This is a genomic window from bacterium (genome assembly GCA_021372615.1).
GTDB lineage: Bacteria > Armatimonadota > Zipacnadia > Zipacnadales > UBA11051 > JAJFUB01.
In genome coordinates this window covers 1-18,485 of sequence record JAJFUB010000146.1, presented here as the reverse complement: position 1 = coordinate 18,485, position 18,485 = coordinate 1, and the positions used below count along the sequence as shown (strand labels likewise).

At 67.2% G+C, this 18,485-nt stretch carries 15 protein-coding genes; 9 read left to right on the top strand and 6 right to left on the bottom strand.

Annotation, left to right across the window (positions count from 1 at the left end; all coding sequences use genetic code 11):
* The first annotated feature begins 91 nt into the window (after positions 1-91).
* Positions 92-2,392, top strand: a complete 2,301-nt coding sequence (locus tag LLH23_21065) for an RNA-binding transcriptional accessory protein (GenBank protein MCE5240960.1) — start codon at positions 92-94, stop codon at positions 2,390-2,392.
* Here the strand turns inward: LLH23_21065 and LLH23_21060 are convergent.
* Complete coding sequence (locus tag LLH23_21060) at positions 2,389-2,994, bottom strand: phosphatase PAP2 family protein (GenBank protein ID MCE5240959.1); 606 nt, start codon at positions 2,992-2,994, stop codon at positions 2,389-2,391. The two genes, LLH23_21065 and LLH23_21060, sit on opposite strands and share 4 nt — an antisense overlap.
* A gap of 131 nt (positions 2,995-3,125) precedes the next feature.
* On the opposite strand from LLH23_21060, the gene LLH23_21055 reads away from it, so the two are divergent.
* Positions 3,126-4,160 carry a sugar kinase gene (locus tag LLH23_21055; GenBank protein MCE5240958.1) on the top strand — a complete coding sequence of 345 codons (1,035 nt, stop codon included), beginning with the start codon at positions 3,126-3,128 and terminating at the stop codon, positions 4,158-4,160.
* Positions 4,161-4,260: 100 nt separating this feature from the next.
* Positions 4,261-5,529, top strand: a complete 1,269-nt coding sequence (locus LLH23_21050; GenBank protein ID MCE5240957.1) for an FAD-dependent oxidoreductase — start codon at positions 4,261-4,263, stop codon at positions 5,527-5,529.
* A 115-nt stretch (positions 5,530-5,644) separates the two neighbouring features.
* Here LLH23_21050 and LLH23_21045 read toward each other — a convergent pair whose 3' ends face one another.
* The 3 genes from LLH23_21045 to LLH23_21035 are packed head-to-tail and all read right to left on the bottom strand — an operon-like array spanning position 5,645 to position 9,667.
* Entirely contained in the window at positions 5,645-7,591 is a 1,947-nt protein-coding gene (locus LLH23_21045) for a hypothetical protein (GenBank protein ID MCE5240956.1), read from the bottom strand.
* Positions 7,592-7,645: 54 nt separating this feature from the next.
* Positions 7,646-8,677: a tetratricopeptide repeat protein gene (locus tag LLH23_21040; protein MCE5240955.1), complete on the bottom strand. Its 1,032-nt coding sequence runs from the start codon at positions 8,675-8,677 to the stop codon at positions 7,646-7,648.
* Positions 8,678-8,692: 15 nt separating this feature from the next.
* Positions 8,693-9,667: a hypothetical protein gene (locus LLH23_21035; GenBank protein MCE5240954.1), complete on the bottom strand. Its 975-nt coding sequence runs from the start codon at positions 9,665-9,667 to the stop codon at positions 8,693-8,695.
* Positions 9,668-9,780: 113 nt separating this feature from the next.
* On the opposite strand from LLH23_21035, the gene LLH23_21030 reads away from it, so the two are divergent.
* On the top strand, positions 9,781-10,479 hold the full coding sequence (locus tag LLH23_21030) for a cytidylate kinase-like family protein (protein ID MCE5240953.1): 699 nt from the start codon (positions 9,781-9,783) through the stop codon (positions 10,477-10,479).
* Positions 10,480-12,093, top strand: a complete 1,614-nt coding sequence (locus tag LLH23_21025) for a D-aminoacylase (protein ID MCE5240952.1) — start codon at positions 10,480-10,482, stop codon at positions 12,091-12,093. It begins immediately after the preceding gene.
* A 70-nt stretch (positions 12,094-12,163) separates the two neighbouring features.
* Here LLH23_21025 and LLH23_21020 read toward each other — a convergent pair whose 3' ends face one another.
* Positions 12,164-12,508, bottom strand: coding sequence for a hypothetical protein (locus tag LLH23_21020; GenBank protein MCE5240951.1), 345 nt, complete (start codon positions 12,506-12,508; stop codon positions 12,164-12,166).
* Positions 12,509-12,862: 354 nt separating this feature from the next.
* Positions 12,863-14,050 (bottom strand): thioredoxin family protein, encoded by a 1,188-nt coding sequence (locus LLH23_21015; protein ID MCE5240950.1) that lies wholly within the window; start codon positions 14,048-14,050, stop codon positions 12,863-12,865.
* A gap of 232 nt (positions 14,051-14,282) precedes the next feature.
* Between LLH23_21015 and LLH23_21010 the strand changes: the two genes are divergently transcribed.
* From LLH23_21010 to LLH23_20995, 4 genes are all read left to right on the top strand, one after another.
* Positions 14,283-15,068: a DUF72 domain-containing protein gene (locus tag LLH23_21010; protein MCE5240949.1), complete on the top strand. Its 786-nt coding sequence runs from the start codon at positions 14,283-14,285 to the stop codon at positions 15,066-15,068.
* A gap of 113 nt (positions 15,069-15,181) precedes the next feature.
* Entirely contained in the window at positions 15,182-16,561 is a 1,380-nt protein-coding gene (locus tag LLH23_21005) for a peptidyl-prolyl cis-trans isomerase (protein MCE5240948.1), read from the top strand.
* Between the two features lie 135 nt (positions 16,562-16,696).
* A complete protein-coding gene (locus LLH23_21000; GenBank protein MCE5240947.1) occupies positions 16,697-18,115 on the top strand; it encodes a glycosyltransferase in 1,419 nt (472 codons plus the stop codon).
* A 118-nt stretch (positions 18,116-18,233) separates the two neighbouring features.
* Positions 18,234-18,485, top strand: a 252-nt coding sequence (locus LLH23_20995; protein ID MCE5240946.1) for a hypothetical protein, incomplete at its 3' end; no start/stop codon positions are given.

Genomic DNA, 18,485 nt, shown 5'->3' with positions numbered 1-18,485 from the left:
GCACCCCATTCCCCAATCCGGCCGCGCCGTGTACAATGGGTACTCCGCGCCCCGCGCGTCACCCCCGTCTCTCCCGAGGTCCATCGTCGCTATGAATGAAGTCCACGTTTCTCAGATCAGCCGCGAACTGACGCTTCAGCCGCAACAGGTCTCCGCCACCGCCGAGCTGCTCGCCGACGGCGGTACCGTCCCGTTCATCTCCCGCTACCGCAAGGAAGCCACCGGCGGCCTCGACGAGGTGGCGATCACCGCCATCCGCGACCGCCTGGGCCAGTTGGCCGAACTCGACGCCCGCCGGGGCGCGATCCTGCAGTCGCTGACCGAACGCAACCTGCTGACCGACGAGCTACAGGCGCAGATCGCCGGCGCCGAGACGATGGCCCGGCTGGAGGACATCTACCTGCCGTACCGCCCCAAGCGGCGCACGCGCGGGACCATTGCCCGCGAGAAGGGTCTGGAGCCCCTGGCCGAGCTCCTCTTCGCCCAGGCTGCCGACACCGACCCCCAGGCCGCGGCCGAAGGCTTCGTGGACGCTGAGAAGGACGTGAACTCCGTCGAGGAGGCCCTCGCCGGGGCGCGCGACATCATTGCCGAGTGGGTCAACGAGGACGCCCGCGCCCGCGAGCAGATGCGCTCGCTGTTTGCGCGGCGGGCGAGCATCAAGTCCGAGGTGGTGCTCACCCGCGAGGAGGACGCCGCCAAGTACCGCGACTACTTCGACTGGTCGGAGCCCGTGACGGAGGCGCCGTCCCATCGTCTCCTGGCCATGTTCAGGGGCGAGCGCGAGGGCTTCCTGCTGCTGAAGCTCCGGCCGCCAGAGGAAGAGGCCCAGGCCCTGCTGCACGGGCTCTTCGTGCAGGCCGACAACGCCGCCGCCGCGCAGGTCGCCGAGGCCGCCGCGGACGGCTACCGGCGCCTGCTGTCGCACTCCATGGAGACCGAGCTGCGCCAGGAGCTGAAGCACCGGGCGGACGAGGAGTCCATTCGCGTCTTCACGGCTAACCTGCGCCAACTGCTGCTGGCGGCGCCGCTGGGGCAGCACAGTGTGCTGGGCCTCGACCCCGGGTTCCGCACGGGCGCCAAGCTCGTCTGTCTCGATGCCTCCGGCAAGCTCCTGCACAACGAGACGATCTACCCGACTCAGTCAGAGCGGATGGCCACACAGGCGGCTGACCGCGTGCGCGAGCTGGTGCAGAAGTTCCACATCGAAGCCATCGCCATCGGCAACGGCACTGCCAGCCGCGAGACTGAGTCCTTCGCCCGGGGGCTGGCGCTGCCCGGCGTGCAGATCGTGGTGGTCAACGAGAGCGGCGCCTCGGTCTACTCGGCGTCCGAAGTGGCGCGAGCGGAGTTCCCGGACCACGACGTCACGGTCCGGGGCGCGGTATCCATCGGCCGCCGCCTGCAAGACCCCCTGGCTGAACTCGTGAAGATTGACCCCAAGTCCATCGGCGTGGGCCAGTACCAGCATGACGTGGACCAGGGCGACCTGAAGCGTGGGCTGGATGACGTGGTGCTAAGCTGCGTGAACGCGGTCGGGGTGGAACTGAACACGGCGAGTCGGGAGCTGCTGGCGTACGTCTCCGGCCTGGGGCCGAAGCTGGCGGAGAACGTGGTGAAGTTCCGCGATGAGGCCGGCCCGTTCGCCTCGCGCCAGGACCTCACGAAGGTCCCGCGGCTGGGGCCGAAGGCGTTTGAGCAGGCGGCGGGCTTCCTGCGCGTGCGCGGCGGCGCGCACCCGCTCGACGCCAGCGCGGTCCATCCCGAGAGCTACTCGGTCGTGGCGCAGATGGCCGGTGACCTCGGGGTGGGGATCGAGGACCTCATGCGGGACGAGGGCCTGCGACGGAAGATCAAGCTGGAGCGGTACGTGACGGACACCGTGGGGCTGCCGACGCTGACCGACATCATGGCGGAGCTGGCCAAGCCCGGCCGCGACCCGCGCGAGCAGTTCGAGGCGTTCGCTTTCGCCGAGGGCGTCGAGAAGCTGGAAGACCTGCAGCCGGGCATGAAGCTGCCGGGGATCGTCACCAACATCACGAAGTTCGGGGCGTTTGTGGATGTCGGCGTCCACCAGGACGGGCTGGTGCACGTGAGCGAGTTGGCGGATCACTTCGTGTCCGACCCCGCCACGGCCGTGAAGGTCGCCCAGCAGGTGCAGGTAACGGTGCTCGAGGTGGATCTGGCGCGCCAACGCATTGCGCTGTCGCTGCGGAGCCACCCCGGACAGGCCCGGCGTCAGCCCCGGGCCGAGGGCGACCGCAGGCACCCGCAGGGCAAGCCGCAGCAGAAGCGCCAGGAGAAGCCGCGCCAGCCGAAGCCCGAGCCCATCCCGCAGACGGCGCTCGGCCGGGCGTTCGCCAATCTGAAGCTCAACGACGAGAACCGCTAGGCCTGGGTCGCTGCGCGCTCGTCGCCGGGGCCTGTGCGCGCTCTGCGTTGCCGGTGCGTCCATCGTCGCTGGCAGGTCAGGATGCCTCCAGCCAGAACCCAGCCCACCCACGCGCCGAAGAGCAGGTCGCTCGGGAAGTGGCGCTGCAGTTGCAGGCGGGCCAGGCAGACGCAGATCGCGACCGCAATGAACGCCCAACGCCAGCGCGGGTACCAGGCGCTCAGCACGCCGGCCAGGGCGAACGCAGCGGCAGCGTGGCCAGAGGGGAAGCAGTAGTTGCTGTGGGCGAAGTCGGGCCCTCGGAAGATCGTGAGATGGGCTGCCTTCTCGGGCCGCAGGCGGCCAAACAGACGTTTGACGACCTCGACCACGCCCGCCTGGGCGATCATGACCGCCGTCACCTCGCCCATGAACCACCAGCGCAGCCGTCGGTCAGCGATCACCAGGACGATGGCCCCCAGGCCGATCCACTGCACCGCGACGGCATTGGTGAAGAACTGGGCCGCCCAGTCCAGGGAGATGAGGCCGCCAACCCAGCGCCCGTACGCCTCATAAAGCGGCCGGTCAACGAGCATCACCACCGGCACGAGCGCGAGCCACAACAGGAGCCACAGGAGGTGGCGTGGGGCGGGTGGGGTGGGGGAGGAATCGGTCGGCGCAGGGAGAACTGGATCACTCACAATGCGTGCAGTATAGCAGATTGGCTCAGCCTTTGCTTGAGGTGGAGGAACATATCATGGCAACTGTTGTGACCTTTGGCGAGATCATGATGCGCCTGGCGACGCACCGCTTTGAGCGCTTCATTCAGGCCCGGGACTTCGAGGTGACCTACGGCGGCGGCGAGGCCAACGTCGCCGTGTCGCTGGCGAACTTCGGGCTCAACTCCCGCTACGTGACGGCCCTGCCCGACAACGATCTCGGGCGCGCCTGCGAGGCCTACCTGCGCCAGTTCGGCGTGGACACCAGCCACGTCGCGTGGCAGGGCAAGCGCCTGGGCATCTACTTCCTGGAGAACGGCGCTGTGCAGCGCGGCTCCAAGGTCGTCTACGACCGCGCGGGCTCGTCCATCGCTGAGATCAAGACCGGCGTGATTGACTGGGACGCCGTCTTCGAGGGCGCGGACTGGTTCCACTGGACCGGCATCACCCCGGCCATCAGCCAGGGCGCGGCGGACGTGTGCCTGGAAGCCATCCAGGCGGCCAAGAGCAAGGGCGTCACGGTCTCAGCCGACCTGAACTACCGCAAGAACCTCTGGAAGTACGGCAAGACGGCCTCGGAGGTCATGCCCGATCTCGTGGCCCTGTGTGATGTCGCCATTGGCAATGAGGAGGATGCCGACAAGGTCTTCGGCATCAAGGCCTCGGGCGCGGACGTGGAGGGCGGCAAGGTCGAGGCCGACAGCTACCGTGAGGTGGCCGAGGGCCTCGTCGCCCGCTTCCCGAGCCTGCAGAAGGTAGCCATCACCCTGCGCGGCAGCATCAGCGCCTCGCACAACACCTGGAGCGGCATTCTCTACCAGGGCGGCGAGATGTTCGTGGGCCCGCAGTACGACATCACGCACATCGTGGACCGCGTCGGCGGCGGGGACTCGTTCATGGGCGGGCTGGTCTTCGCCATGCTCGACGGGCGCGACCCGCAGGCCTGCATTGACTTCGCAGTGGCTGCCAGTTGCCTGAAGCACAGCATCCACGGGGACTTCAACCTTGTGACGGTGGGTGAGGTCGAGGGGCTGCTCAAGGGCGGCGGCGGCGGACGGGTGCAGCGGTAGGAGCGCGGCTCTCCGGAGCCGCATGCAGTGGCCGTCGGAGCGCGGGCTTTCCAGCCCGCGCCCTGGCCGTTGGCGCTCAGAACCACAGGAGATGACGTACATGCCCAAGGCAGTCACAGTCCACAACCAGGAAATCCCTGTCCTCCTCGAAACCGATGTCCTCGTCGCCGGGGGGGGCCCGGGTGGGACCGCCGCCGCTCTCGCCGCCGCGCGTGAAGGCGCGCGTGTGGCGATCATCGAGCGCTACAACCACCTCGGCGGCCTCGCCACCGGCGGGCTGGTGCTGGTGCTGCCACACTTCGTGGACAACGGCCGCCAGACCATCGGGGGGCTGGGCCTGGAGCAGCGCGAGCGGATGCGCGAGGTGGGGGAGGCCTGGGAACACAACCGGCACGTCCCGCAGGACGACTCGGTGTACTTCGAGCCCGAGGCCCTCAAGTGGATCAGCCTCAAGCTCTGCGCCGAAGCGGGCGTGCGCATCCTGCACCACTGCTGGCTCAGCGACGCCATCGTGGAGGACGGCGTGTGTCGCGGTGTCGTGTTCGAGAGCAAGGCCGGCCGCATGGCCGCCCTGGGCAAGGTCGTCATAGACGCCACCGGTGATGGCGATGTCTTCGCCTGGGCTGGCGCGGAGTTCGACCAGTCCACGCAGTACATCGGCCTCCCCTTCCGCATCGGCGGGCTGGACATCAAGCGCTGGATGGCCTGGACCGGCGAACACCAGCAGGAGTCGGCAGAGATCTGGGGCGGCATCAAGGACGAGGTGGGCTGGCCGAACGGCGTCTTCTACATCGCGGGCATGAATGAGGAGCGCGGCACGGGATGGGGCAACAACTGCTATCTCGACGCAGACGGGCTCGATCCGGTCGTTCTCTCCGACATCGAGGTCAACGCGCGCCTGAAGATCTGGGACGCCGTGCAGCTTCTGAAGAGCAAGCTCCCCGGGTGGGAGAAGGCCTGGCTGATTGACACGGCCTGCCAACTGGGTGTGCGGCGCTCGCGGCGCCTGAAGGGCCTCTATCAGCTCCGGGAGAGCGAGACCTCGCAGGTGGATTTCCGCCATCCCGACGCCATTGGCCGGGGCAACGATTTCCGCAAGCGCGACCTGTCGTACGACATCCCCTACGGCACGCTGGTGCCCGAGCAGCTCGACGGCCTGCTCACCTGCGGGCGCTGCCTCTCGTGCACCCACGAGGCGCTGGAGCCGATCCGGGAGATCCACGTCTGCTGGGTCAGCGGTGAGGGCGCAGGGCTGGCGGCTGCCATGGCCGTGGCGCAGGACATCCAGCCGCGTGACGTGAGTGTGCCCGACCTGCAGGCCAAGCTGCGCGCCGCGAACGTCGCGTTCGGGGTGGACTACCCGGGGTAGGGGGGAGCGCGCAGGGCCGCTGTGGGGCGGGGTACAAGCCCCCTGAGATCGCAAGCGATCTCTACGCCCTACAGGAGGGGCTCGGCGGGGTGCGAGCCGCTGCGCTACAGGGCGGCTACGGCGCTGCGGCGTCCAATGCCTGCCGCATGACCTCGCTGTAGAGCCTGCTGTTCTCGGGCTTGTAGGGCTCTGTCTTGGCGGCGCTGGCGGCGTACACCCATACCCAGTCGTAGGCCTCAAAGAGCGTGCGGACCATCGGCTCGAAGTCCTGGATCGTCTTGAGTTCCGGGTCGGCTCCGGCCGCGCTCTGGATCCAGCTCGTCAGTATCTTGTAGTCGTGGTACGGCGAGATCGTCCCGGCCATGGAGTAGTTGTCGGGGTAGCGCTCCATGAGCGGGGCCATGGTGCCATAGCGGGTAGCGATCTTCTCGCGCAGCGCCGCCACGTTCTTGTTGTAGTACCCCGGCGAGTCCTCGCCCCCGCACAGGTACCTCGTGGGCAGCTTGTGCTGCTTGCAGTACTCCAGGAAGCCCAGAATGATGTGGCTGGGGGTGTAGTAGACAGGGCCCTCGACGCCGGCGAGGTGCTGGGGAGCCGTCATGTGCGAGAACAGGCTCCACACGATGCACTCCGGGTACTCCTCCTCGCAGATTCTGGCCATGTCCGCGCCAATCCGCTCGCAGGCCGCGATGACCTGCGCCGCCGTCTCGCCCCGCTTCTCCGCGACGTATGCCACGCTGTAGGCCTGGTAGTTGTGGTAGGCCTCCAGGTCCAGCACGATCCCTGGTGAGCGCCACTGCTTCGCCATGCGCACCGCGAGGCGGAACTGCTCGAGGTAGTCAGCGCGGGCCGGCGAGTCGGCGTCCAGCGCCATGACGTTGATCGCCTTGAAGTACTCAGCCGCCTCCTTGGGGCCGGACGCATGGCCGCGGGCATCGGGTGGGCGGCCGATCAACCGGTTGCCGAAGACCCAGGGCCACGGGTCGATCTTCAGTGCGTCGCGCACGAGCGTGATCTGCGGCGCCAGGGAGGCGTAGTCGGGCACCGGGTCGGCGTTGTAGCCGGAGCAGAGGGGAATGGCCACCCCGGCGTACGCCGAGTCGTTGAGCACCGCGAGCTTGGCCGCGGTTGCGTCCATGAGGCTGGGCGTGCAGAACGTGATGAGGCTCAGGTAGGTGCGCTTGCCGGGGGCGGGGATGCGGAGAGCCTGCTCTCGCTGGTCGAGGACCTTGCCGGCGGCGTCTACGAGCGTCACCTGCGCGTGGTAGTTGCCGCCAGTCAAATTCGGCGTGGGCACCGCCCCGCTCAGGGACTTGCCTGCCAGGGGCAGCTCGAAGGCGGCCTCGGCCCTGGGGCCCGAGAGCAGCGCGCCGCGGAGCTTGACGCCGTCAGCCGGACCGGTGACAGTAGCGCGTACCTCGACATCGCGGCCCCGGCCGGCGAAGCCGGGGCTGACAGAGAGCGTCTTGAGCCGTGTGGTAGTGAAGCGCGCCAGCCGCATATCGTCAATGAGGAAGTTGATGCGGTCCCCGTCCTGCCACCAGGCCTCGGCGATGTAGAAGCTGAGGCTACCGATGTGCGTCAGGTCGCGCTCCGGTGACAGAGGCACGACCACCTTGTGCCACTGGTTGGCCACGAGCCCCTGGGGGAACTGCCAGTCCTCGTAGCTCTTGTCGGCCGGGAAGGCGCCGAAGCCGATGACGCGGGTTCTGGGGAGCGCGCTCTGCGTCTGGATGTAGAGCCAGAACTCGATCTGGTCGTGGCCCGACCAGTCCCGCGGCTCGGGGAAGGTGCGGGTCATCATGGGCCAGCCCTTGGGGTACTTCTCGCCGGGCTTGGGGGTCCAGTCCACGCGCACCATGAAGGCCAGCGACTGCTTGCCCTCATGGACGATCTGCGTCTCCGGACGCACGCCGACCTCGGCCTGCGTCATGTCGGTGTTGGGGTCGCCCTTCAGCCAGGGCGTGGCGTCCTCGAAGTCATCCAGCTTGACCGTCGCGAGGGGTTGTGCGTATAGAGCGAAGCCGGGGGTGAGCAGCAGAGCCGCCAGGAGCCATCGCATCGCGCCGCACCTCCGTAGATGTCGCGACCTGGCCCCGCAGTCGCGCTGCAGCGCTTACCTCCGGCCTTCGAGCAGGTCCGTCTCGTCGGCGCGGGGCTGCCCCAGGAACTGCTTGGCCACGGCCTCCGCTCGCTCGGCGGGCTCTTTCCTCCCCAGTTTGCGCATGATCACCGCGAGCTTCTGCCAGCCGTCGGGGTTCTGGGGCATGGCATTGACGACCTTGAGCAGCTCGTCCCCGGCCCGCCGGTCGTCCCCCTGCAGATGCAGCACCCACGCTGCCAGGATCGCCGCGTCAGGCCGGTCAACCTCGATCTGGCTGGCCTTCACCGCCAGCTTCCGCGCCTCATCGAGATTGCGGCCGTCGTCCACGAGAATGCGGGCCAGCGCCACCATGGCAGTGGCGCTCTGCGGGTCAAGCTGGATGGCCTTACGGTACTCGGCTTCGGCGGTCGCCCGGTCGCCGTTCTTCTCGGAGAAGCGCCCCAGGGCGAAGTGCGGTGTCGCCGAGTTGGGCGCCAGCGTGACGGCCTTCCGCGCGTTCGCGACCGCCAGGCCGTAGCGGCGGGTGATGGCATAGGCCGAGGCCAGGTTCAGCCAGGTCGTGACCTGCCCGGGCTGCACCTCCGTGGCGCGGCGGAAGCCCGCAATGGCCTGGTCCATCTGCCCCGACAGCAAGTACAGACGGGCCTCCAGCTCCAGCAGATCAGCGTCGTCGGGCTTCATGCGGCGCGCCCGTCCCACCCAGTCCAGCCCTTGCGTGGGGTTGCGCAGTTTGAGGTTGGTGCGGGCCATCCCCACCATCGCGTCGAGGCTCTGGGGATCGATGTTGCAGGCCCGCAGATAGGCCCGGTAGGCGTCGTTATACAGGCCCTGCTCGTACGCGAGCTTGCCTGCCTCGAGCTGAACCTGCAGGTCACGGGGCCGACGTTCGGCCCGCATCAGGCTACGCCGCAGGGCCTTCTGCACGCCCGCGCTGCGGTCCGTGCCCGTCTGGGGCGCCGTGTCGTCCGCTTTCTCCTTGCAGCCGGCCCCGACCAGCAGGGCCAACACGCCCAGGGATGCCAGCAGCCTGATGCTTCGCGCCATGGACGTCTCCTCAGCCTACAGCGGTAGACGCTGCACACGCAGGTCGTGCGACCCGTCCGGCAGCGCATACTCGTAGTATAGCAGAACGCTCTGGGGCTCCGCCAACGCCTCCACGTAGCGCACCGACCCCGAGGCGTGCGGAGACAGGACCAGCGGTCCGTCGGTCGTCAGGCGCTGCCAGTGGCGCAAGTCCAGACTGGCGCACAGCCCGACCTTCTCTTCGTAGTTCTCCGCTACGCTGGCGCTGCCGTCGTAGAAGCCCAGCCAGCACCCCGTGCCGCGCACCACGGAGCCCAGGCGCGTGCAGTAGCTGTCCCAGCCCGCCTCGGGGGGCGTCAGGATATCGCCTTCCCACTGCCACGCCAGACCGTCCGTGCTCGTGGCAAGGCCCGTGTGCGACTTCAGCAGCCCCGTGTTGTACACATCGCCGGTGCTATGCATGGCCCCGGCGTCCACGGCGCGCCGGGGCTTCGGCGCGTAGCTGACGATCATGGTGAGACGGCCCTCGACCTCGTAGACCGCCGGGTCCTTGACCCCCTCGGCGTCGCAGTCGTCCGGCGCGAGGACGGGCCGTAGTTGGCGGGTGTCGAAGGCCTCCGGCCGGTTGGCCTCGGCGGCCTCAATCCGCCAGCGCCCGTCCTCCCCGACGAAGGACAGGTAAAGCAGCCAGCGGTCCCCCAGCTTGAACAGGCCGGACTTCTCCATGGACTGCGTGTTCAGATCGGCCTTGCCCGCCGACCAGACGTCCTCGAAGTCGCAGCCGTCGGCACTCCGGGCGATGCGGCACTCTACCCCTCGGCCCAGCTCGCGGGGCTTGCGGTAGCGGTAGTAGAGGTAGTACAGGCCGCTGTCAGCGTCGCGGATGGCGCTGGGAGCGCCCACCCACCAGCCCGGTCCACCGCCCAGCGGCGCGCGGACTGTCTGTCCGGCGGCCGGGTCGAAGCGAGTCAGAGACGGCCAACACCTCTGCGTAGGGATATGCGGGTTCATGGGTATGATGATCTAGCAGGAATGGTGCGTTGCCGCAGTGAACATTCGGCAAGAGAAGCATGATCTCCTGCGCCCGGCGGCACCGCGCCCTGTCATGAACAGGAGGCACGACCATGGATACACGGCAGAGCCTGCTGGAGAAGGCCTCCCGACGGTGGGAGATAGACCGCCAGTTGGTGCAGTCCATGCGACATGACGAGGAGGTACACCATGTCGCGGGCCCTGTCATCGCCATCTCCCGAGAGTTGGGCAGCGGCGGGACCTCGACCGGGAAGATGCTCGCCAATCAGCTCGGCTTCAAGTACTATGACCGGGAGCTGATCGAGGAGATCGCCGCCCAGGCGAACACCGACCCCGAGCGCATCATGCGGCACGAAACCAGCAGTCGGAGCAGCGTCGGCAGCATGCTGCTCAGCTTCATGGACCGCCGCAATGTGCAGGACACGGTCTATCTGCGCTCGCTGGTGAGAGTGCTGCGCGCCATCGCCAAGGAGGGCCGCGCGGTCATCATCGGCCGGGGGGGGCCGTGCGTGCTGACCAAGGCCCTGCGGGTGCGCTTCATCGCTCCCTTCGAAGTGCGGGTGGAGCGCACGGCTCAGGTGTACGGGCTGACCCCGGAGGAGGCGCGGCGGCGGCTCCTGGAGGGTGACCACGCGCAGCGCCGTTTCCTGCGAGCCTTTTTCGGCTGCGAGCCAAACGACGTACACCTGTATGATCTGGTCATCAATACCGGCAACCTGTCGCTGGAGCACGCGGCCGAACTGGTCATCACGCGACTGCGTCAGACATGGCATGAGAAAGAAGGGAAGTAGTTGGTTCTGGATCTACTGTTGAGCGGGGGCACCGTCATTGACGGCTCAGGGGCGCAGCGACGACCTGCGGATGTCGGCGTCACCGGCGGCCGCGTCGTCGCGGTAGGCGACCTGGCCGGCGCCGAGGCGAAGCTGCAGCTCGACTGCGCCGGCCAGGTGGTCTGTCCGGGCTTCATTGACCTGCACTCGCATTCCGACCTGACGCTGCTGCAGAACCCGCGCGCCGAGAGCAAAGTCCACATGGGCGTGACGAGCGAGTGCAACGGCCAGTGCGGCATGGGCGTCTTCCCGATCCGTCCCGGCGCGGAGGCGCAGCTCCGCGCCATCTGCTCGTTCATCGAGGCCGACGTCGAGTTCTGCTGGCGCACCCCCGCCGAATACCTGGAGGTGCTGCGCCAGGCCCAGACGTCGGTCAACGTCGCGCCGATGCTGGGCCAGAGCGCTCTCCGGGCCTTCGCGATGGGCTTCGCCAACCGGCCGGCGACGGCTGCGGAGATTGACGCCATGCGCGCCGCGGCCCGTGAGGGCTTCGCAGCCGGGGCTGTGGGGATCTCCCTGGGCCTGGCCTACGCCCTGGGCAGCTTCGCCTCGCGCGACGAGCTGGTGGGCCTGTGCCGCGAAGCGGCGGCCCACGGGGCAGAGGTCAGCGTCCACACGCGCAATGAGGGCGTGCGACAACTGCCGGCGCTGGAAGAGATGATCGGCATTGCCCTCGAAGCCATGGAAGACGGTCCGCTGCGCTTGCAGATTGACCACTTGAAGTGCTCGGGCAAGGCCAGTTGGGGCAACATGCCCCAGGCCCTCGAGCGCATCGAGCAGGCGCGGGACGAGGGGCTGGACATCGCCTTCGATGTCTACCCGTACACCGCCGGCAGCCGCCACCTGTCCGGCTCGCTGCCGGCGTGGATGCACGATGGCGGGAACGACGCCCTGGTGGGGCGCCTGCGCGACCCGGAGTGCCGCCAGCGGCTGCGCGACGAGTTCGAGGCCTCCCAGAGGGACCCCGGCATCCACAACCCGTTTGAGCTGAGCTTTGCGGACATCCTCGTCACGGATGTCGGCAGCGAGGCGAACCGGTGGGCGGTCGGCCTGCGACTCAGCGAGGTCGCCGAAAGGCGCCGACAGGACCCGCTGGAGGCGACGCTGGACCTGCTGGCCGAGGAGCAGGCCCATGTGAGCGTCTGCCTGTTCTCGATGAACGAGGACGACATGAAGCTGGCGCTGGCGCACCCGCTGGGCTGCGTGGCGACCGACGGCCTGGCCTTTGCGCCCTACGGCGCCCTGGCCAAGGGACGGCCGCACCCGCGCTCGTACGGGACCTACCCGCGCCTCCTCGGCCACTACGTGCGCGAAGAGAAGCTGCTGAGCCTACCCGAGGCTATCCGCAAGTGTACGTCCCTGCCGGCCAGCCGCTTGGCCCTGACGGACCGGGGCCTGCTGCGCGAGGGCTATGCCGCCGACATCACCGTGTTCGACCCGGAGACCATCGCCGACAGAGCCACGTACGCCGACCCGCACCAGTACCCGGTGGGCGTCGCCCATGTCATCGTGAATGGGGCCCTGACGGTCACCGGCGACAAGCACACCGGCGCCGGCGCGGGAGTTGTGCTGTAGGGGGGGCTTGTACCCCGCCCAATCCGTTCGGTCCCCGGCCACGGCGCTCGGGTCGCACTCCTGCGGAGCCCTACCCTCCGGGCCGGCGGCAGGGAGTGTAGCACGAACGGCGGCCTAGAACAATGAGGGCCGAAAACACGGCCAAGACTAACATGAGATGTGGTACCACCAATGGGGGCAGGTCACGGTGCCGCCGCAGAGCTTCGCGCACGTCTGGTTCAAGAGCCTGGGGCGTCACGATGCGCAGATTCTCGGCAAGGTCATCCTGGTCGCGAGGATCGCAGAGGCCGCGGCTCTTGCGGATCTGGCGGATGATCTTCTGCGCGTCAGGCATCATTGGCAGGAAAGCCCCGAGGACAATGCGGTAGCGCTCGATGGCTGGGAGCTCGTCGCTGTAATCGCTGCGCGGAGCCATGGTTACCCTCCGAACGGGTCGGGGTCGTTCTCGTTCCTCAAAGACAAATGTACAAAGCCGTTGGGTTCCGGGGAAGGCAGAAAGCGGTGCGGCCGGGCCGACCGGAGACTTTTCCATAATCGCGGGTCGTCGGCCGGGGGTGGCGGTGGGGAGCGGGGTGGTGCGATTGTGGGAAAGTCGGAGGGAGGTGCCCGGCCAGGACCGCAGGTGAGGCGGACGATGGTAGCCGAGAGTCGCGGTGAGTTGAGCTAATGGGAGAAGGTACAGCGACGCGTTCGGACTAGCCGACGCTGCACATGCCATGAAGCGGCTGGCCTGCGATCGTGCTATTGTCTCTGAAATAGGGCGATTCCGTCAGTAGTACACCTTTGGCTCGACCAACAAGGGCTTGTTGTTCCAGTTGAACTGGCCGGTGAGTTGCTTCGTTCTGAACTCAAGACGGCCTTTGCCTCGTATATCAAGCTGTAAACGCTGGTGACTCCTCAGCATCACCCTCCTCTCGATTGGAGGGGCACTGTCTACTATAACCTGGAACAGAAAGGTCACGTCGGGCGATGTTTCGTCAGCCATACCCAAAGTGACATCAAGGACCGAGGCGGGACGAGGGCATGTGAGACGCGCGAGCGAAAACGTTCCGTAGTTATCGGCGCCAGCAGTACCATAGTATGAATGTGCTTGCGGGCTACCCTCGAAGTTGACACCTTGTGGAGGGATCCAGCTATTCCAGAAAGTCTCCTGCCTTGACGGGTAGAGTTCAGTGAGGTAGTTCCAGTCTCCTGTGGGTTCCGGCTGCGGTTGCGGCTGGGGCTGAGGTTGAGGAGTGGGCATTGGCCCAGGCCCGAAATCCTGGCGGCGCAACTCGGTTGTGTGGCGTTCGCCTCCTTGCGAGACCATTGTGATATTGATGACATTGGTAGTCTGGGAGTTAATGACGATGGTGAGACTGGCCCCGTCACCAGAGGTGAGGTTGTACTGGTTGAAGGCAACCTGGTTGACTGTGCCCAGGATGGGCAGGCGATTAGGTAGGCGAAGTTCAAAGCGGTTGAGACTGAAGATCCACGTGTCGCCGTCGCCAGATAACCAGGTTCCGGCTAGACCAGTAGGTGCGGGCTGCGGGTCCGGTGGCATCGGCGGCAGATCGGGACCTCGGGCGTATCTCTGGAGGAATGGCAGGAGCTGTTCGGCGGGGGAGTAGCCGTCTTGCTTGCCGAGAACCATGCAGTTAGGATCGACAATGACAAGGAGAGGGTAGCCCGTCAGGCCAACTTGACGTTGCCTATCCTGGAACCGGTCGCCAGCGCCACAGTCCAACTTGACGTAGATGAAGCCGTTTCGGACGACATTGGCGATCCGGTAGTCTTGGAACGTCTGGTCCATCTTGATGCACCAGGGACACCATCCAGCCCAGAAGTCGATGAGCACGTTCTTGCCATTCGCTCTGGCCTGCTGAACAGCATCGTCGATCGGGTCAGCAGCCGCGACGGCCGTGAGCGTCGCGATGCAGATAACCAGCGCGAGGACGGCAACGAGTTTCCGAACCACAGGGGACCCCCTTGTGAGTAAGGACCGATAGTAGCAAAGGAATGCTACTGCGACCCTCGGCCGATGTCAAGTATCCCTGTCAACGTACGTGCGTGTTGGAGGGAGCGGATCGAGCGCGCCTATGCTCGGTGGGGCTCGTCGTCTCGCTGCGAAGGTGAGCGCGACGGCGAAGGAGAACTGCCGGCATGGATCTGTGGCGTCCACGTTACACTTGTCACTTGTCACTTGTCACTTGTCACTGACCACCATGCTCTACATCGGCACGTCCGGCTATTCCTATGACGACTGGGTCGGCCGCTTCTACCCGGAGAAGACGGCGAAGAAGGACTTCTTCAGCCTGTACCTGCGCCGGTTCAACTGTGTGGAGCTGAACTTCACCCACTACACGCTGCCCGCGGCCGGCACGATGGGCGGCCTGGCCCGCAAAGCGCCTGAGGGCTTCAGGTTCGCGGTGAAGTCCTACCAGGACGTGACCATCGGGCGCAGCCAGGACCCCGAGCTGTACGCCACGTACCTCGCCGGCCTGACGCCCCTCATCGAGGCGGGCAGGCTGGCCTGCGTGCTGCTGCAGTTCCCCAACCAGTTCGTCCTCAGCCGCGACCACGTCAACCACCTGGCCTTCATCCGCGCGCAGTGGCCGGAGCTGCCCGTGGCGGTGGAGTTCCGCCACCGGAGCTGGGTGGATGACGACCGCACCTTCAGCTTCCTGCGCGACAAGCAGATGGCTTACTGCTGCGTGGATGAGCCCCGGATGCAGGACCTGGTGCCCCCGGTGACGGCCGTCACGGCGCCCCTGGCCTACGTGCGGTTCCACGGCCGGAATGCCGCCAAGTGGTACGGCTCGGAGCAGTCCTGGGAGCGCTACAACTACCTGTACAGCGAGGCCGAACTGCGCGAATGGGTTGCGCCGGTGCAGGAGTTGCAGCGGCAGGCCGAGGACGTGCTGGTCTTCTTCAACAACCACTACTCGGGCAGCGCGGCCCAGAACGCCCTCGAATTCGCCGAGCTGCTCCAGTAGGGGCGCGGTTCACCGCGCCCGGCGGACACCCGCCGCGCCTTTGACTCACTCTCTTCGCACCACTATAATTCGGTTGGTCTCACGCACCCACTCCCGCAAAGGGGGTTCTCGCCTTGAAACCTCCCGTCCTCGTGTGTCTCCTGCTGGCGTGCCTGCTCGTTGTCCCGTGTCTGGCCCAGACGAACCCGGCCCCTGTCCGGGGCGCTGCTCGCCCGGTGGCCCCGGCCACGCCAGCCACGCCGGTGGCGCCGCCGGTCGTGATCCAGGCCACCGTGAACGGCAGCCCCATTACCGCCGCGCAGGTGAACCAGACGCTCGCGAACCACTGGGCGACGCCGATCCTGCGAGCGATCATCGAGGAACGGCTGGTGCGCCAGGAGGCGCGCCGCCAGGGGATCAAGGTGCCGCCGGAGGCAGTGCAGGCGCTGTTCGAGGCAGAGCGCAGCAAGTTCGCCTCACAGGCCGCCTTCGAGCGCCAGTTGCACGCCCAGGGCTACACCGCCCAGGCGTACATTGAGAAGCTGATGACCGAGGCCATGCTCAGGCAACTCATGGACCGCATGAGCGCCGTCTCGGATGAGGAGATCAGCCGCTACTACCTCGACCACCAGGCGGAGTTCTCGAAGGCCGCGCAGGCGCATGTGTTCCTGATCGGGACCGCGACGATCGAGGAAGCCTATCTCGTGCGCGAGCGCCTGGCCGCCGGAGACAAGTTCGACGCCGTGGCGCGGGAGCTGTCCAAGCACGCCTCGAAGGACAAGGGCGGCGACCTGGGGTGGGTGTCGGCGGCCGAACTGCCCGACAAGTCCGTCGCCGAGGCCGTCATGACCATGGAGCCGGGCGTCGTCAGCAGCCCGCTGCGGGCCGCCGGCGGCTTCTACATTGCGATGGTCAAGGAGCGTCGCCCGGCGCAGATCGTGGCGCTGGCCGACGCGCGTGCCCAGATCGAGGCCACGCTCCAGAGTGCCAAGCTCGTCTCGCGCGACGACTACCTGGCGATGCTCGCCCGCAAGGCGACCATCCAGGTCAACTGGGCGCCCGCGAAGCCCCTGCAGCAGGAATATGAGCGCTTGAGCGTCATCAGCGTCGTCGTGAACGGCAAGCGCCTGGAGCTGCCGCAGCCGCCGGCGAAGATGCCCAATGGCACGCTCGTCGTGCCGGCCAAGGCCGTACTGCAGGCAGCAGGGGCCGTCCTGACCTGGCAGCCCAAGGACCAGTCCCTGTTCGCCCAGACCGCGCTGGGAAAAGTGAAGATCACGGTGAACTCGCCGCGCCTGATCGTGGGCTCCGACAAGCTCGAGACGCGCGACATGAAGCAGCCGGCGGTGCTCCGGGACGGAACGCTGTTCGTGGCCCCGCGCGTGCCGCTGGAGGCCCTCGGGGCGACTGTCACCTGGGACGCCATCCGCAACCGCCTCGTGGTGGACATGCCCACCGAGACGATGCCCAGCCCCACGGTGCCCCCCAAGCCCGCGGGTCTGGAACGCCAGTAGTCCGGGCGGCAACATACCTGTTGGCGCCCTGGGCCCCGACGCTGACACGCCGGGGCGCGTGGAGCCATCACACGAAGCTCACGCCCGCCGGAGTTCCGGCGGGCCTGCCGTTGACCTCGGAGCCTGCCCCGGCCGATGAAGGCATCGCCGACACCCCCAATTGACCCGCTGCGCATCCTGCACGAGCACCCGGAGGACTGCGCGAAGTGGACGTGGACGCGGCCGCAGCGGGTCGCGGTGGCGGCCATCGTGCTGGCGCTGGCGGGGCTGCTGTGGCGCAGCCCCCTGCAGGCCCTGCTGCTGCTCAATAGCCTCGCCGTCGTCTTCTACGTCGTCCACTCCTGCTACAAGTTCTGGCTGATCTGGACCTCGCTGGAGCGCCCGGTGGCCCTGGCGTTCACCCCCGACGAGCTGGCAGCACTCCGCGATGAGGACCTCCCCACCTACACCATCCTGATCCCGCTGTACCGCGAAGCGCTGGTGCTGCCACGGCTGGTGGAGGGCCTGTCGAACCTCGACTACCCGCCTGAGAAGCTGGAGATCCAGCTCCTGATGGAGGAGGACGACGCAGTCACGCAGGAGGCCTGCGCGAAGCTGGCCCTCCCGCCCCAGTTCAAGCCCGTCGTCGTCCCCCACAGCCAGCCCAAGACTAAGCCCAAGGCGTGCAATTACGGCCTGTACGCCTGCGACAGCGACTGCCTGGTGATCTTCGACGCCGAGGACCGCCCCGAGCCCGACCAACTCAAGAAGGCCGCCGCGGCCTTCGCGCGGCTCCCCGAGCGCATCGTCTGCCTGCAGGCCAAGCTGAACTTCTACAATCAGCGCCACAACCTGCTCACGCGGTGGTTCACCAGCGAATACAGCGCCTGGTTCGATCTCTTCCTGCCAGGGCTGACGGCGTCAGGATGGCCGATCCCGCTGGGCGGCACCTCGAACCACTTCCGGGTGCGGGCCCTCAAGGAGATCGGGGGCTGGGACCCGTTCAACGTCACCGAGGATTGCGACCTGGGCATCCGCCTGCACAAGCATGGCTACGGTGCGGCCATGATCGACTCGACGACCTGGGAGGAGGCCAACGGCAACTTCCTGTCGTGGTTCCGCCAGCGCTCCCGGTGGGTGAAGGGGTACATCCAGACCTATCTCGTCCACATGCGCCGGCCGCTGAAGCTATGGCGCCAGCTCGGCACGGGCTCGTTCTTCTCGTTCCAGATGACCATCGGCGGCTCGGTGGCCTGTTTCCTGCTCAACCCGATCTACTGGCTGATGACGCTGGCGTGGTATCTGACCCACTGGGCCACAATCACCTATGTCTTCCCGACGCCCGTCTACGCCCTGGGCACGTTCTGCCTGCTGGTGGCCAACTTCATCTTCGTGTATATCACGGTGGTGGGCTGCCTGAACCGGGGCTACTATGACCTGGTCAAGTACAGCGTCCTCACGCCCCTGTACTGGTTGATGATGAGCTGGGGCGCCTACAAGGCCGCCGCCCAACTCATCACCCGCCCGCACTACTGGGAGAAGACCGACCACGGCACGATGGGCGGGGCGACGTAAGGTAGGGGACAGGGGACAGGGCCTGGGCGGTGACGTACGGGGTGGTTGGGACGTTGCCGTCCCCCCTCCCTTCAGGGAGGGGGCAGGGGGTAGGACGCCGTTGCCGTAGGAACCAACCATGCGCCAGCGCCTCACACATCTCCTCGCCTTCCTCCTCCCGGCCCTCCTGGCGCTCGTCCTGGGCCTGCAGGCGCACGGCCGGGCCCTGGTGGACCTCGACACCATCGCCGCCATGGGCAACGCCTGGCGCGCGTTCCACTGGCAGGACAGCGCCAACATGGCCCTGATCGGCTTCGACCAGCCCCCGCTGATGGCCCTGCTGTTCGTGCCCTTCGCCGCCTTCGCGCCGCAGATGCTCGTGTCGGGCCTG

Coding starts and splice junctions, on each gene's coding strand:
- LLH23_21040 (MCE5240955.1), bottom strand. CDS start 8,677: ATGGCGCGAAGCATCAGGCTGCTGGCATCCCTGGGCGTGTTGGCCCTG.
- LLH23_21035 (MCE5240954.1), bottom strand. CDS start 9,667: ATGAACCCGCATATCCCTACGCAGAGGTGTTGGCCGTCTCTGACTCGC.
- LLH23_21045 (MCE5240956.1), bottom strand. CDS start 7,591: ATGCGATGGCTCCTGGCGGCTCTGCTGCTCACCCCCGGCTTCGCTCTA.
- LLH23_21030 (MCE5240953.1), top strand. CDS start 9,781: ATGGATACACGGCAGAGCCTGCTGGAGAAGGCCTCCCGACGGTGGGAG.
- LLH23_21000 (MCE5240947.1), top strand. CDS start 16,697: ATGAAGGCATCGCCGACACCCCCAATTGACCCGCTGCGCATCCTGCAC.
- LLH23_21065 (MCE5240960.1), top strand. CDS start 92: ATGAATGAAGTCCACGTTTCTCAGATCAGCCGCGAACTGACGCTTCAG.
- LLH23_21050 (MCE5240957.1), top strand. CDS start 4,261: ATGCCCAAGGCAGTCACAGTCCACAACCAGGAAATCCCTGTCCTCCTC.
- LLH23_21020 (MCE5240951.1), bottom strand. CDS start 12,508: ATGGCTCCGCGCAGCGATTACAGCGACGAGCTCCCAGCCATCGAGCGC.